The organism is Desulfitobacterium sp. (genome assembly GCF_982384815.1).
In genome coordinates, this window is the sequence record NZ_CEVWNY010000070.1 from 1 (window position 1) to 15,621 (window position 15,621).

Genomic DNA, 15,621 nt, shown 5'->3' on the forward strand with positions numbered 1-15,621 from the left:
TACCGCTGGTGACTGGAGTTCAGACGTGTGCCTCTTCCGATCTGAAGTTAAAAAACAAACTCCCCCAAGAGTATGTCCGGGAGTAGCGATTACCCTAAGGGTTAGGTTCCCAACTTGAATCACTTGCCCATCTTCCAGCAAAAAATCGGCAGGCTCAAAGTCAAAGGACCTCCCCAACATTCGCGAGAGATTATGAGCACCACTGGTCAGCATAATTGCATCATCTTTGTGAATCCCTACTTTAGCCTGATATGCTTTACGTAAGTCATCCACCGCTCCAATATGGTCAAAATGCCCGTGGGTTAAGAGGATATACTCTACCTGAACTCCCAGATCATTTATCCACTTCCGCAAACCGGCACTATTAGCTCCCGGGTCGATAACGGCTGCCTTCTTAGTCTCCGGACAGCCGACTATATAACAGTTTGCTCCCATGGCTCCTACGGCACGACACTCAATCATGTACACCCCTCCATTTATAATATAATTTTGAACGCAATTTCCGCAGCAATAGCGAAGCCACGGGTTCACATCAGGACTACCCAAGGGTTTGGCGCAGCTGCTGTGGAAACAAGTTCGCCAGCCCCGGAGCACCTGAGCACGTGATTCTCCGACAAAGAAACCATCCAGTGAATGGTTTCGGGAGATCACGCCCGAAGGTCGCGGATGTAGGATAAGCTACCTGACTAAAATAAATGAAGAGTTAGAATTTCTTCTCACTATCTAAAAGTAGAGTTACCGGCCCATCATTAACCAGTTCCACTTGCATTTCCGCTTGAAAAATCCCCGTTTCTACATGGATTCCGTACCCCCGCACTTTTTCAACAGCTTGGTCAAACAAGGCTTTAGCCATCTCAGGAGGGGCGGCGGCGGAGAAGCTGGGGCGTTTCCCTTTACGGCAATCCCCGTACAAAGTGAATTGAGAAACCATAAGGATTTCCCCACCCACATCCTGAACCGAGCGATTCATCTTCCCTTCTTCATCTTCAAAAATCCGCAAGCCAACGATCTTTTCTACCATCCACTCCAGATCGGTCTGTTCATCTCCTTGACCGACTCCGAAAAGGATTAGCAGCCCGGCTCCAATCTTACCAACAATTCCTCCCTCTACAGTAACGGAAGCACGGGTCACTCTCTGAACTACACTGCGCAACTTAACGCCCTCCCAAATGTACCCGTTCTACGGAATTTACATCTTTAACCCGCCGAATCTTTTGCATGACATTATATAGATGCCCCAGATTGCGGATCTCAATGCTTAATTGGATATGAGTGATCTTGTCTTTACCCACGCGAGCATTTATACCTAAAATACTGGTTCTTGTCTCTAAGACAGCATTCATTACATCTGTCACCAGTCGCGGCCGATCTAAGGCGAAGATCTCCAGATCAACGGGATAGATGGATTCCACTTCCGCATCCCAAATCACCTCAACCATGCGGGCCTGCTCTTCCGGCGAATGGGATTTAATATTATCGCACTCCCGGCGGTGGATAGAGACTCCTCTTCCCCTGGTAATATAGCCGACAATATCGTCCCCGGGCAGGGGGTTGCAGCAACGGGAAAAACGGATGAGGATATTATCCACACCTTTGACCCTTACCCCTTGGCTGGCTTTACCGTACCCACTGGAGGACTTACCCTCCCCTTGCTGCAGAGCCTCCAATTGGAGTCTTTCACGCTCTTCCTTAGTAAGGTCTTCCCGCAGGCGCATGAGGACCTTATTAACTGTAACGGCGCCATCCCCCATTGCCGCATAGAGATCGTCTACATTAGTAATATTATAGGATTTGGCTATCTTGAGTAGGGTCTCGGTTTTAAGCACCTGGGTAGGATCTAAACCAAGCTTGCGGACTTCCCGCTCCAGCCCTTCCCGGCCACGGGCAACATTCTCTTCCCGCTTCTCTTTCTTAAACCAACTGCGAATCCGGTTTTTCGCCTGAGAGGTCTTGACAAAAGAGAGCCAATCCCGGCTGGGGCCATTACCTTGTTTGGAAGTGAGGATTTCTACAATATCCCCATTGGTTAATTTAGTTTCGAGGGTAACAATTCGACTGTTAATTTTGGCGCCTATACAACGATGCCCTACATCTGTGTGAACCCGATAGGCAAAATCCACAGGACAAGACCCCGCCGGCAACTCTACTACATCACCCTTGGGGGTAAAGACAAAGACAGTATCGGCAAAAAGGTCAATTTTTAAGGATTCCATGAATTCCCCGGCATCCCGGGAATCATGCTGCCACTCCAAGAGCTGGCGGAGCCAAGAAAGCTTCTGTTCGAAATTCCCGCCGGGAGGTTTCCCGCCCCCTTCTTTGTATTTCCAGTGCGCGGCAATCCCGTATTCCGCAGTACGGTGCATTTCCCAAGTCCGAATCTGAATTTCAAAAGGTTCACCATGAGCTCCGACTAAAGTGGTATGCAAGGATTGATACATATTCGGTTTGGGCATGGCGATATAATCCTTAAACCGTCCCGGTAAAGGTTTCCACATGGTATGAATAATCCCCAAAGCCCCATAACAGTCATTGACCGAATCAACAATAACCCGAATAGCGGTTAAGTCATAAATCTCACTTAATTCTTTGTGTTGATTAATCATTTTGCGATAGATACTGTAAAAATGCTTAGGACGGCCGGCTATATCCGCATGGATGCCAACTTCGGATAAACGCTTACATAATAGGTTGATGACCTCATTGATCTGTACTTCCCGTTCCGCACGCTTTAAGGCAATTCCTTCGGATAAGTCATAGTATTCTTGAGGCTTCAAGTAGCGGAAGGATAAATCTTCCAACTCCCATTTGATCCGAAAAATACCCAAGCGATTAGCTAGGGGGGCAAAAATCTCCAAAGTTTCCTGAGCAATCTCTTTTTGTTTCTTTTCGGAGTGGTACTTAAGCGTCCGCATGTTATGAAGGCGGTCCGCTAATTTAATTAGAATTACCCGGATATCCTTGGCCATGGCTAAGAACATTTTGCGCAGGTTCTCAACCTGAAGTTCAACCTTGCTCTTGTACTCAATCCGGCCTAATTTGGTGACTCCATCTACCAACAAGGCTACCTGGGAGCCAAATTCTCTTTCGATATCTTCGAGGGTGCATTGTGTATCTTCCACTACGTCATGGAGCAAAGCAGCGGCAATGGTTGCCTCATCCATTTCCAGTTCCGATAAAATCTTGGCTACTTCCAGAGGATGCTGAATATATTCTTCTCCCGAGTTGCGAAGCTGCCCACGGTGTGCCTCTTCTGCAAAGGAGTAAGCCTTTTCTACGAGCTTATTCCCTTCCGGAGATGCCTTATGTAATTTTTCCATGAGCTCGCTAAACGACATTAATTTGCTCCTCCCTGTGCCCTATCTATTAATATTTGACCAAAGAAAATACCTCGTGCCCTTTTAGCTTCTCTCTACCTTCTAAAAATCCCAGTTCGATAAGAAAACTGATTCCTACGATTTTAGCCCCTGTCTTTCCGATCAGGCGGGCGGTAGCTGCGGTGGTTCCACCGGTGGCCAGCAAGTCGTCCACAATGGCTACCCGTTGACCCGGCTGTAGAGCATCAGCATGAACTTCCAGGGTATCACTACCATATTCAAGCTCATAAGTTTCGCTTACCGTTGTACCGGGTAATTTTCCCGGTTTACGTACCGGAACAAAGCCAATTCCTAAAGCATAAGCCACCGGAGCCCCCAGCAGAAAGCCACGCGCCTCCGGTCCTACAATTATTTCAGGTTTTAAATCCTTGAGCTGTTCAATAATGGCATCAATTGCAGTCCGATAAGCCTCCCCATCCTTAAGTAAGGTAGTAATATCCTTAAACGAAATACCGGGCTGGGGAAAATTCTCAATGACGCGAATATACCGGTCAAAATCCAAGTTTCTTCACACCTTTCATCATTCGATGGCTTGTACATTGTTGTGGATTGTCATCCTGAGCGTTTCCTCTATCTCCTCCCAGCGTCTTTTCGCGGTACGAAAACTCAAGGACTCTTCCAAGTTGAGTTTTTTCGTAGCCGGGATCCATTCCAAGTACATTCTTCGCTCCTCATGACGTAAGCAACGGACCAAACCCAATTCTTCAAATATTTTTATTCCGGTCCGTGCTTGCCAAAGAGGTATTTCCTCCACCTGCCAGCAGATCGGATTATTCTTAATAGCCAAATCATATAACACTCTGTACATTTGGACAAGGTCTTCTCTGGTTAAAAACCCGATTCGTTCTTTCAAAATATCTTCGTGAACAAGACCTTGAGCAAAGGCTTTCATCCATTCTTCCCGATTTTTCTTAGTCCAATCCATATTTTCAAACCCTTGCTCTACTACCATAGTCGGGGCAGCTTCTAAATACCCTAAATCTATCTCGGTCCGAGCATTCGGTTGTGGTTTCTCCGCATCTTGCCACAAAGCTTCCGGCTGGATATCCTTAATCATCATTTGGATGCTTTGAGCCCCCCGGAAAGTGTTCCAGTCCAGCCCGAAGGCTACATCCACTGTTTTTAAAGCGATGATTTTTTCTAGCTCCTCACCTTTACGAAAAGCAACCCCTTCCCATTCTCCATGAGGACCGAACAGACACTTAAGATGGGCATGGTCTTTGCCCACAGTATCCGCCTGATATAAAGAATAACCCTTGCCGGCCAATACCGGAGTAGGATTGCCAAAGCCAAAAGGAGCCAGACTCTCTAATTCCCGCATTAAGGAAGCGTCAAGGGCCTCGAGTGGGATGCAGCGGTCCACCTGAATTCGTTCATAAAACATATCTTCCGAAAACTTTTCCGCAGAGCGATTTAAAGCCTCACGAAACTGAGGAATATTCTCAAGTTTAAGCGAAAAGCCCGCTGCCTGACTATGGCCGCCGTATTTTTCCATCAGCTCTGCCTGGTCGCTAAGCTCATTTAGCACATGATAACCACCGATACCTCGGGCAGAGCCTCTGCCCATATCATCCTCCTCGGCAATGAGAAAAACAGGCCGGTAATAACGCTCCACTAAGCGGGAAGCAACTATACCGATAACCCCATGATGCCAGTTTTGCCCAGACAAGACGATGACCCGGGGAAGAGGGCCTTTTTCCAAAATCGCCACGGCTTGAGCGAGAATTTCTTTTTCCGTTTCTTGACGCTGGGCATTTTCGCGACTTAAAAACCGTGCTAACTCCTTGGCCCGATCGACCTGTCCGGTTAGCAAGAGTTCCAGTCCCGCACGGGCACTATCCATCCTTCCGGCGGCATTAATTCGTGGTGCCACCAAAAAGGCTATTTGACCGGCCTTAAGAGGTTTATTCCCTAAGCCACACTCTTCAAGGAGGGTACGCAGGCCTAAGTGAATAGTATTTTCCATCTGGCGTAAGCCGGAAGCCACGATAATACGGTTTTCACCTACTAAGGGCACAAGATCGGCTATGGTTCCCAAAGCCGCCAGATCTAATATTTCCAGTACAGCATAAGGCCATGATTTATCTTGTTCCAACCTTGCCAGCAAAGCCTGTGCTAACTTAAAAGCTACCCCGACACCGGCTAGATCACGAAAAGGATAGCCTGAGTCGGTGATTTTGGGATTAAGGGTAGCAAAAGCCCGGGGCAAAATAACAGGTGGTTCATGATGATCCGTAAGAATAATGTCTATACCCAGGGCCTTAGCATACTCTATTTCATCCACTGCGGTAATCCCACAGTCCACCGTAATTACGAGTTTTACATTAGCCTGGGAAGCCTTTAATATAGCTTCCTTATGTAATCCGTAACCTTCCTCCATACGGCTGGGAATATAGGCAACGGCTTTAAAACCTAAATCCGTTAACACCTTATACATTAGCGCAGTGCCGGTAACGCCGTCCACATCATAATCCCCGTAAATTAGGACTTTCTCTTCTTTATTCCGCGCCTTCTCCAGGCGCTCAATCGCCTGTGCCATCTCCCGAAAAGCAAAAGGAGAATTTAGATTGAGCATAGATGGTCTCAGGAATTCAAGAATTTCTTCTTCCGTTGTAAAGCCGCGTTGGCGCAAGATATCTGCAACTATCGGTGATATCCCTAATCTATAGGAAAGTGAATCTCCATCTTTGTTCGACCATGGAAGGGATTGTGGTCTTGTCCAGATTTTCTTTGTCATACTCCACCTCCATAGGCAACATTATACCTTATCCCTTCCGCTCTGTGCATATAACATTGGAATTCAAATCTTCACAAGTTTGGCAGCAGGATTCTGCCACATCACTGCAAGGCTCAGCATGGATTAAAATATGTGTTCCCGGAAGCTTTTCCTTAATATCTTCCTCAATCCGATCACATAAATCGTGGACCTCGAGCATGGATTGGTATTTAGGGACTACCAAATGCAAATCAATATGACGTTCCGATCCGGCTTTGCGGGTTCGTAATTTGTGAAACTCCACATAGTCTTTAGAATATCCACCCAGAACCTCTAAGATTAGCTTATATTCAGCTTCGTCCAGTTGCACATCCACTAGGGGCATAAAAGCTTCTTTGGTAAGATCAAAGGCCGCCTTAAAAATAAGCAAAGCCACAACCATAGCAATCACAGGGTCAAGTATGGCCAAGCCGGTTAATTTAACAAAGAGCAGTCCGAGAAAAACTCCGGCAGAAGTATATACATCAGTGCGAAGATGAAGGGCATCTGCCTCTAATGCCACCGAATCCGTTTTCTTGGCAACTTTCATAAGGTAAGAAGAGACTCCTATATTCACTAATGCTGATATAGCCATGATCGCCATACCCCAGCCTAGCTTTTCCAGAACCACCCCATGGATTATTTTATCTACAGCCTCTACCACAATCCAAACTGCCGCAACGAAAATAAGGAGGGCTTCGATTGTGCCCGACACGTTTTCGATCTTACCATGTCCATAAGCATGGCGGTCATCGGCCGGTTTGCCCGATTCCCTAACAGCAAAGAAAGCGATGACAGCGGCGACAAGATCAATCCCGGAGTGAATTCCCTCCGAGATAATACTTACAGAACCGCTGGCCAATCCTACAGCGACCTTTCCCACAGTCAAACAAGTATTAGAAAGTACTGATAGGCTGGCAGCTTTCATCTTCTCTTTTGTTTCCAAGTACCTCACTCCTAACTGTAAATTTCCATATCTTTCGGCAAAGGGAACACTGGTATATCTTATCTAAAATAACTTCTCCAGGTGAAAATAAAAAGGACTTCTTTAAGAAGTCCCACGGTCTAATCCGCTGCCCTGATCAAAGGAGCCCAGCCTTAAGGCCTGACAATATCTATTATACATGTGTCTTAGTATTTATAGTTTCTTTAAGAATAACAAAATTGGTTTATCTTGACAAGAAGAAATTTTGTAGTTTCTATATTCTATATAATGATATTCCCAACAACAATAAGCACTATCCCCATTACAGCCCGCCAAAGAACCGGGGAAACTCCCCAACCAACATCCTTTAGCCTTATTTTGGGTATCAACCCGGTACCAACAATTAACGCCCAAGCTATAACAGCCAGCATGGGGGTAAAAAAGGCGCCAAAGACCACTAGGCTGGCTATACCTCCGGCTAATCCGGTAACGATATTTGTTTTACCGGCCTTCTTAACAAAAACAAGCAGCATTCCAATACTTAAGCCCAACCCAATTAAAAAGGGGATTTCCCATAACCAAAATTGGTCCGGTCGGGTATACCAGAGGATTCCACTCATTATGAACGCAGCTGCCACTGTTCCTCGAATTCCACCCATGAAAATTAATGCTGCCCCTAGAAGAAGTAGCCATTCTAACATGACTAGAATCACAAAAGTCAACCCCATCCCCCCTTCCAATCAGTACCTTGAATTATTATCTCCCTTATTTCTCCAAATAAACCCAATGACAATATATTCCTATCCCGTTGTCAAAATATACCATAACTGCATACTTTATATTAAAACCTGGATATGAAATAAAATTTGGGAGGGATTAAATATGTGGTGGTGGGGCTTTCCATTTTGGGGCTTTGGTTTTGGATATCCATGGGGTATCTGGCGTCGTCGCTGGTGGTGGTAAACACTACTTCTCTTAATATAATTTTTCTTATGATTTAATTTCTTACTCTTAATTTCTTAAGTCTAATATCCTAGGTCTTAGCCTCATTATATGTACTACCTTCAATTAAACCGTTGGGTTTCTCCAACGGTTTAATAATTCATTCTTCCTTCAAGATGAGATTATTTAAGCCGAAAATCGGCCCCCCCATTTGGGGAGGCCGATTGATTAAATCTTAGCCGAATATTACTCCAAGTGCAATAAGAATTAGAATGGCGATAGCAATGATCCCGACGCCAACGCCCCAACCTACACCGTGACCGCAACCGCAACCTACTCCATAACCGCCAAAACCTGTTCCATATCCATATCCGTACATAGAGTGCCCTCCTTTACTCTTAAAAGATAATCAGAATACGATACCCATTGCGATCAACAGGAGAATGATTACTACTATTACGGCAATTCCCGGTAAGAAATTAGGTCCACATGCTCCGCCCGCGCCAAGTGCCATATTTATTATCCCCTTTCTGGATGGTAATATATGGTTGCACTACAAGATATGGTCTATGGGAATAAATGTTAAATGTCCTGTGATTTTTTCTGCTTAATAATGGGGATTCTGAATTCTCCTTTTCAGTTCACTAACGCCCATATGTGCATAACAGTAGATTCGTTGGATACGGAAAGGATCATCGGCTAACCCCCAGCCCCGTTCAGTCGTTAACCCCATAATATACCCCGCCTCTTTACCGGCCTCAATAATTTCGGGATTATAAACTCCGTAAGGATAAGCTATAGCTACTCCCTGTTGGCCCAGCAATTCTTCCAAGGCCTTCTTCGAGCTAAGAAGCTCCTTTTTTATCTCCGCTTCGGAAACTGAGTCTAGATAAGGATGAGTGGCGCTATGGCTTTCAATCCGCCAACCGGCTTGAACCATTTCCCTAAGTTGTTCCGATTTCAGATACCCCTCACCACCGATCCAGTCCGTCACCATAAAGACTGTTCCTTGAAAGCCATACTTCTCCGCAATCGGAAAAGCATTTATGTAATTATCCTCATAACCGTCATCAAAGGTTAAAACAAAAGGGAGATCAGGAAGTATTCCTCCTTCATAAAAGAATTGATAAAGTTCCCTTAAAGTAATACTGTTATATCCGTTCTCATAGAGAAATTGCATATGCGCCTCGAATTCCTCCGGAGGGATTCGGAGTTCGTTCCCTTCCCCGTAGGCAATGGAGTGATAATAGAGAATCGGCACGGCTAAAGGACTTTGATTGTTTTCCAAAGATTGATCAATCTGTAGATCCGGAGATTTGGGTTGAGGTTGAGGTTGAGGTTGAGGCTGAGGCTGGGGTTGAGGCTGGGGTTGGGGTTGGGGTTGAGGCTGGGGTAGAGGTTGAACAGCGGGTTGAATAGGGTCTTGATCCTCACCATGAGCCATACAACCCGAACTAAACAAAGTGACCGAAAGCCCTAAAACAATAAGCAAAACGCAGAAGATACCTTGAAGGTACCGCCGGCCTTCTTGTTGCTTCGCCCCTAAGACGCTTTCTTTCCACTTATTGCTTTGCATCTGCTTTTTCAACTCCTTTTATTTAATCTTAAAAATTCTCTCTTAACCTATCGATTCCTTTATATTTTTTGACTAAATTTGTTAATCCCACTAACCAAAGATATCAGCCATAGAAAAGCGGCCCATACCGGGGGTATCCCAAAGTATAGGCCGCTTTTGGCATTTATTTTTACATATCCTTGGCCGGAATCGGTCCCCGCGATAAGGCGATTTTCCCGGTCCGGACAATCTCGATAATCCCATAATCCTTAAGAACTTCACATAGGGCATCAATCTTTGTTTCTTCCCCGGTTAGCTCAATAACCATAGTCTCACGGTTCACATCCACAATTTTGGCCCGGAAAATATCAACAATATCAACAATATCGGAGCGGGTCTCACTACTGGCTTTGACTTTGATCATTGCCAGTTCCCGTTGAATCGAATCCACCTCATTTAAGTTGGTAATCTTAATCACATCAACTAATTTTGAAAGCTGATTGACGACTTGTTCCAGCTCCATCTCATCTGCCTGAACCACGATGGTAATCCGAGTTGTATCCGGTTCTTCCGTATAACCGGCAGCAATGCTCTCGATATTAAAAGCCCTGCGGCTGATTAAGCCTGAAATATGGGTCAAAACCCCTGGCCGATTCTCAACCAGTACAGCTAAAGTATGTCTCATTGTGCCTTACCCCCCCATAATCATTTGGTCAAGGCGTCCTCCTGCCGGGACCATTGGTAATACATTTTCATCGGCAGGAATTCGAATCTCCACGACTACAGGTCCTTGGATTTCCAAAGCCTTTTGAATTACTGAATCTACTTCCTGGGGATCTGTTACTCTTAAACCGGCCACTCCCATGGCCTCCGCCAGTTTAACAAAATCCGTATGACCCTTTATCGTTGAATGGGAATAGTGTCCATTATAGAACATCCGCTGCCATTGAGCTACCATCCCAAGCATCTGATTGTTGAGGATAAATACTTTGACAGGCAATTCAAGGTCGGCTAGGGTGGATAGTTCCTGACAATTCATCATGAAACCACCATCTCCGGTAAACAACAGGATTTGGCGACCCGGACATCCTACTTGAGCACCAAGTGCCGCCGGAAGCCCATATCCCATGGTTCCCAAGCCTCCGGAGGTAAGAAGGGTCCGTGGTTGTCTAAATTCATAAAACTGGCCTGCCCACATTTGATGCTGACCCACATCAGTTACTACCACCGCATCCTCATTAGCAGATTGGCTGACTCGCTCAATGAGCTGTTGGGGCAAGACCATTCCTTCCCGAGGGGTATAGGTGAGGGGTTTATTTTCACGCCACTCATTAAGCTGTTCTTTCCAATCTAAGTTGACGGACTTCCACTCTTCACGGCTACGTTCCTTAACCTTATCCAACAAAGCGGGAATAGACCACTTTAAATCTCCAACCACACGGATGTTAGCAATAATATTTTTGTTAATCTCCGCCGGGTCAATATCGAAATGAATTACTTTGGCCTCAGAAGCAAAATCGGCAAGCAACCCTGTAACACGGTCATCAAAACGTACCCCGAGCCCAATCAATAGATCGGTCTGGGTAGTGCCCATGTTCGCCGCATAGGTTCCGTGCATACCCACCATCCCAAAGTTCAGGGGATGTTTATCGGGAATGCATCCCAAGCCCATGAGGCTGGAGATCACCGGCATGTCGGTATATTCCACAAGTTCCTGTAAAACCCCGGCTACATCGGCAAGATTAACTCCGCCACCCACAAAAAACAAAGGTTTTTGGGCTTTGGCTAATTCCTCTGCGACTTGAGCTATAACTTGCGGATCCCCTTCAAATAACGGTTTATACCCTCTTAAGTTTACTTTTTCCGGATATTGAAAATCCAGCTCCCCGGCAAAAACATCCTTGGGAATGTCAATTAAAACCGGGCCCGGACGGCCGGTTCGGGCTATATGAAAAGCCTCTTTGAATACTCTGGGTAGGTCATTGACATCTTTGATTAAATAATTGTGTTTGGTAATCGGGGTAGTGATTCCCGTGACATCTGCTTCTTGGAAGGAATCCCTACCGATTAGAGAAACTGCGACCTGACCGGTGATCGCCACCAGGGGAATCGAATCCATGTAGGCCGTCGCAATCCCGGTGATTAAATTAGTAGCCCCGGGACCGGAGGTGGCAATACACACTCCTACCTTCCCTGTTGAACGGGCATATCCATCGGCAGCGTGCACTGCACCCTGTTCATGACGTGTTAGTATATGGGGAAACCGGGTCTCATAAAGTGCATCATAAAGAGTCAAGACCGATCCCCCTGGATAGCCAAAGACAATGTCAACATTCTCTTGCTTCAAGCATTCAATTACCGCTTTTGCTCCTGACATCCGCATACGCCCACTCCTCCTTTATATCTATTTAGATTGTATTATAGTACAGAATAAAAAAAATTGCACTATGGTATTATTAAAAAAATAATATATTTTTTGATTTTTCCACCCCTGGGTGATGTTGCACGGGCGGCATGGAAGTCAGATTAAAAGAAATTCCGGGAAACAAGCCCGGAATTTCCTATTGTCAGATTAAATTATGCTGAAACCGGCAAAAATGCTAAAATTTTAAGCTTTAGCCTTAGCGGGTTTGCCGCCTCTCCTCGGCTTCATTCGCTTCTTGATCTCTACCAAGATCTGGCTGGCATTAAAGACAGAGGAGTAAGTTCCCGCCAAGACCCCCACAAGCATTGCCGTAGCAAATCCCCGTGTTGATTCTCCACCAAGGATAAGAATAGCAAGTAAACTGATGATAACCGTAAGAACTGTCTTAATCGAACGACCCATCATCTGCCAAATGGATTTGTCTACCATATCCTCGTAGCTATCCCCACGCTTCAAACGAGGTTCGTTTTCCCGAATGCGGTCAAAAATAACCACAGTGTCATTGATAGAATAACCGAAGATCGTCAAGATAGCGGCCACGAAGGTAGAGTCCACTTCCCATTGGAAAAGTGAAAACACACCAAGGGTAACAATAACATCATGCAGCAACGCGGCAATACCGGAAACCGCATAAGCGAACTGGAAGCGGAAGCCGATATAAATCAGCATTAGAACCGCAGCAATGGCTAAGGATAAAAAGGCATTGTTAGTCAGTTCCTTCCCAATAGACGGGCCAACTTTATCTTCCTTAAGGGATTGTTTATCATAGTCTCCTACTTGGGTTTGCAAGGCGTTAAGCAAATTATTGCGCTGGTCTTCTTCTAAAGCAACGGTTCTAATCAAAGCCTCCATATCATTATTGGAAAGCTGCACGGAACCTTCTAATCCCACTGAGCCCATAGCTTCGCTGATTTTCGTTTGGGTCACCTGCTGATTGAACTTGATATCCAACATCGTCCCGCCCGTAAAATCTACACCGCGGTTTAACCCTTGGAAAAGCACCGAACCAATACTTACCGCAATCAACACGCAGGAGATGGCAAACCAAATATAGCGGCGTTTAACAATATTAAAATAAAAGGGAATAGAGTTTTTAACTTCTTCATAGGTTGCCGCATGGGCAGCAGGAGCGGGGGCATTGAGCTGCTTTTCCGGTTCGTGCTTTTTTGCCTCTCTCTTTACACCGAACCAGAATGTATTCATGCGGGGATTGATATTAACAATCCACCTCAAAATCATCCGGGTAAAGGTCACTGCTGTAAAAAGGCTGGCAAAAATACCAATACCCAAGGTAATAGCAAAGCCTTTAATTGAGCTTGTCCCTAAGAAGAAAAGAGTTATCGCGGCAAATAAGGTCGTAATATTGGAATCAAAAACTGTAATAAAAGCCCGGCTAAAGCCCGCTTCCACGGCTGCCCGCAAGGACTTGCCCAGCTTGATCTCTTCCTTAATTCTCTCATAAATAATAATATTCAAATCCACGGCCATACCGATGGAGAGAATCATACCCGCTATCCCAGGCAAGGTCAGTACGGCACCGAACCCTTTTAATACCCAAAGCACGATAAGGGTAAAGACCACTAGTGAAATGTCGGCAACGAGGCCCGGTAGGCGATATAATGCCAACATAAATAAAACTATGAATGCTAAGGCAATGATTCCGGCATTGATGCTCTTATGAAGAGAATCTACCCCAAGGGATGCACCCACAGTGCGTTTCTCGGCAATACTCAGGCTGACAGGGAGGGCACCGGATCTCAATAAAACGGCATATTCTGCGGCTTCTTCAAGAGAGGAATAACCGGTAATTTCAGCCTGTCCATCGGTAATGGGAACTTGAACCTTAGGGTTTTGCAGAAGCTTTTCATCAAGATAAATCCCAATCTGCTGACCTACATTTTTGGAGGTAACTTCAGCAAATTTCTTGGCACCTTCGGTAGTGAAGGTAAGATGAACCACATAACCCGATCTGGAACTTTGCCCCGCCCGGGCATCTTTAAGGTCCGAACCTTCAATTACTATATTCCCCTGCGGGTCTTTGAAGGTTAACTTTGCTGTTGTTTTTAAAGTCTCAACGGCTTTATCGGGATCTTGTACCCCGGCCAAATCCACAATGACCCGTTTCTTTTCGACATCGGTCTGGATAATAGGCTCAGAAAGACCCATTTCATTGACCCTTTTACTAATGATTCCCTTTGCCTTATCCATATCCTCCGCAGTAATTTCCTCACCGTCCGGTCCGGGCTCAGCTTGGAGGACAAGGTGAACACCCCCACGCAGGTCAAGACCCAAATTGATTCCCTTCTCGGGATCCGTAAGGGGTTGGATAGAGAATGCCGCGGCAATAACGATCAGCAAAATTACTGCTGTTAACTTCAGGAAACTTCCCCTTTTCATTATTTTTCCTCCCTTAAAATTTCAATGGAACTTGCCCATGCACAAATTTTATTATAATCCTCGATGCTTAATGGTGTCAATTCATGGGGATATTTAGGAACACCAATCCGCCATGTCTTAATGCTGAATAAGGCCTTGTTCCATGAGAATGCGCAGACGATAACAGTTCATACCCACCTGCCCCAAGTCTTCCAACAAACCATAGTTAGCAACCGCTCCGATTACGGCACCGATTCCCGGCAGCATTTGCAACATTTTTCTTAGATCAATAGCATCCCGATATTCAACCTGGAACTGCTCCCAATCAAACAATTCCAAGGCCTTTAATTCCGGATGAGCCTTAACTGTTTCCTCCCAATGGACAAGCTTATAATAAACTTCAGGTCGCTTCTCCTGGCTGGAAAAGGTCAACTGAAAGACAAAGAGCAGATATAAACGCTCCCGATAATTCTGCGTTGAATAGCCGTAAATATGAGCTAATTCAAAAAGGAACTTCATTTTAATCGCAATCAAAGCCGGGAAGTCCACCATTCCCAGCATAAACCCTCCTGCCCCTGTACCCGCACCTTCGGCCGCAGCTACACGCTTATAAGTTTTCAGCAATTCTAAGGCACGTTGGTCTCTTTCCTGCAAATTTATATTTTTTAAAGGTTTACCCTTAGGGATATATTCGAGACTAAAAAGAACCCCTTTCACCAACCCTTTAATTGTTGTCGTTAGAGCCTCAAGAAATTTTTGGGGGTAGAGCTCATTAAGCTTATTTTGTAGGACTTTGGGACCTTTCTCGTAAAAACGGGGGGACCGAAGCATCTTTTTTTGCCACCCCATCAATTCTTTTTGAATATGTTCTTCATAAGTCATCGTAATTCCCCTTATCCCTCATGGCTCTTCCAAGGGAGCGGTTCCGAAAAGATAATCAAGTGTTCTATATTGAAGAAAGCAAGTGGTGATCCACTTGCTTAATCAGTCCCTTATATACCGATCTTTATTGTGCCCTAAATCGGTTTAGGCACTCTTAGTTCAATCTACTACATTTTCCTGTGCCGGTTCTTCTTCAGTTTTATTTTCGACCTTTTCTTTTTTATCGGATTTTTTATCTTTTTCCACCACGATCTCGCGGTTTTCTACGGAAGCGACGCCGTTTCTGCTTAATTCAATCTCTACTTTATCGGCAATTTGGATAATAACAGTATCTTCTTTGACCTTTTTAACTTTTCCGTAGATCCCACCGGCAGTAATAATCTTATC

General features: G+C 45.3%; 14 protein-coding genes. All 14 read right to left on the bottom strand.

Going from position 1 to position 15,621, the window contains the following annotated elements; genetic code table 11:
• Positions 1–462: MBL fold metallo-hydrolase (locus AC1U9U_RS10890; RefSeq protein ID WP_479960590.1), on the bottom strand; the 462-nt coding region annotated here is incomplete at its 3' end.
• 241 nt (positions 463–703) lie between these two features.
• Positions 704–1,153, bottom strand: coding sequence for a D-aminoacyl-tRNA deacylase (gene dtd, locus AC1U9U_RS10895; protein ID WP_479960591.1), 450 nt, complete (start codon positions 1,151–1,153; stop codon positions 704–706).
• A gap of 1 nt (position 1,154) precedes the next feature.
• Positions 1,155–3,335, bottom strand: a complete 2,181-nt coding sequence (locus AC1U9U_RS10900; protein ID WP_479960592.1) for a RelA/SpoT family protein — start codon at positions 3,333–3,335, stop codon at positions 1,155–1,157.
• 28 nt (positions 3,336–3,363) lie between these two features.
• Complete coding sequence (locus AC1U9U_RS10905) at positions 3,364–3,876, bottom strand: adenine phosphoribosyltransferase (protein ID WP_479960593.1); 513 nt, start codon at positions 3,874–3,876, stop codon at positions 3,364–3,366.
• A gap of 18 nt (positions 3,877–3,894) precedes the next feature.
• Positions 3,895–6,111 (bottom strand): single-stranded-DNA-specific exonuclease RecJ, encoded by a 2,217-nt coding sequence (recJ, locus tag AC1U9U_RS10910; protein WP_479960594.1) that lies wholly within the window; start codon positions 6,109–6,111, stop codon positions 3,895–3,897.
• A gap of 28 nt (positions 6,112–6,139) precedes the next feature.
• Positions 6,140–7,057: a cation diffusion facilitator family transporter gene (locus AC1U9U_RS10915; RefSeq protein ID WP_479960603.1), complete on the bottom strand. Its 918-nt coding sequence runs from the start codon at positions 7,055–7,057 to the stop codon at positions 6,140–6,142.
• A gap of 278 nt (positions 7,058–7,335) precedes the next feature.
• Positions 7,336–7,776, bottom strand: coding sequence for a hypothetical protein (locus AC1U9U_RS10920; RefSeq protein ID WP_479960595.1), 441 nt, complete (start codon positions 7,774–7,776; stop codon positions 7,336–7,338).
• A gap of 455 nt (positions 7,777–8,231) precedes the next feature.
• A complete protein-coding gene (locus AC1U9U_RS10925; RefSeq protein WP_479960596.1) occupies positions 8,232–8,375 on the bottom strand; it encodes a hypothetical protein in 144 nt (47 codons plus the stop codon).
• 228 nt (positions 8,376–8,603) lie between these two features.
• Complete coding sequence (locus tag AC1U9U_RS10930; RefSeq protein WP_479960597.1) at positions 8,604–9,572, bottom strand: polysaccharide deacetylase family protein; 969 nt, start codon at positions 9,570–9,572, stop codon at positions 8,604–8,606.
• A gap of 169 nt (positions 9,573–9,741) precedes the next feature.
• Positions 9,742–10,236 carry an acetolactate synthase small subunit gene (ilvN, locus tag AC1U9U_RS10935; RefSeq protein ID WP_479960598.1) on the bottom strand — a complete coding sequence of 165 codons (495 nt, stop codon included), beginning with the start codon at positions 10,234–10,236 and terminating at the stop codon, positions 9,742–9,744.
• Between the two features lie 6 nt (positions 10,237–10,242).
• The gene (ilvB, locus tag AC1U9U_RS10940; protein ID WP_479960599.1) at positions 10,243–11,934 is read right to left on the bottom strand and encodes a biosynthetic-type acetolactate synthase large subunit; all 1,692 of its coding nucleotides are present in this window, start codon (positions 11,932–11,934) and stop codon (positions 10,243–10,245) included.
• Positions 11,935–12,159: 225 nt separating this feature from the next.
• Positions 12,160–14,373 (bottom strand): protein translocase subunit SecD, encoded by a 2,214-nt coding sequence (gene secD, locus AC1U9U_RS10945; RefSeq protein ID WP_479960600.1) that lies wholly within the window; start codon positions 14,371–14,373, stop codon positions 12,160–12,162.
• A 117-nt stretch (positions 14,374–14,490) separates the two neighbouring features.
• On the bottom strand, positions 14,491–15,234 hold the full coding sequence (locus tag AC1U9U_RS10950) for an EcsC family protein (protein WP_479960601.1): 744 nt from the start codon (positions 15,232–15,234) through the stop codon (positions 14,491–14,493).
• A gap of 159 nt (positions 15,235–15,393) precedes the next feature.
• On the bottom strand, positions 15,394–15,621 hold a 228-nt coding region (locus tag AC1U9U_RS10955; protein ID WP_479960602.1), incomplete at its 5' end, for a preprotein translocase subunit YajC.

Bases quoted from the DNA above. Each gene is read 5' to 3' on its own strand.
- AC1U9U_RS10900 (WP_479960592.1), bottom strand. From the start codon at position 3,335: ATGTCGTTTAGCGAGCTCATGGAAAAATTACATAAGGCATCTCCGGAA.
- recJ (WP_479960594.1), bottom strand. From the start codon at position 6,111: ATGACAAAGAAAATCTGGACAAGACCACAATCCCTTCCATGGTCGAAC.
- AC1U9U_RS10915 (WP_479960603.1), bottom strand. From the start codon at position 7,057: ATGAAAGCTGCCAGCCTATCAGTACTTTCTAATACTTGTTTGACTGTG.
- AC1U9U_RS10925 (WP_479960596.1), bottom strand. From the start codon at position 8,375: ATGTACGGATATGGATATGGAACAGGTTTTGGCGGTTATGGAGTAGGT.
- AC1U9U_RS10930 (WP_479960597.1), bottom strand. From the start codon at position 9,572: ATGCAAAGCAATAAGTGGAAAGAAAGCGTCTTAGGGGCGAAGCAACAA.
- ilvN (WP_479960598.1), bottom strand. From the start codon at position 10,236: ATGAGACATACTTTAGCTGTACTGGTTGAGAATCGGCCAGGGGTTTTG.
- ilvB (WP_479960599.1), bottom strand. From the start codon at position 11,934: ATGCGGATGTCAGGAGCAAAAGCGGTAATTGAATGCTTGAAGCAAGAG.
- secD (WP_479960600.1), bottom strand. From the start codon at position 14,373: ATGAAAAGGGGAAGTTTCCTGAAGTTAACAGCAGTAATTTTGCTGATC.
- AC1U9U_RS10950 (WP_479960601.1), bottom strand. From the start codon at position 15,234: ATGACTTATGAAGAACATATTCAAAAAGAATTGATGGGGTGGCAAAAA.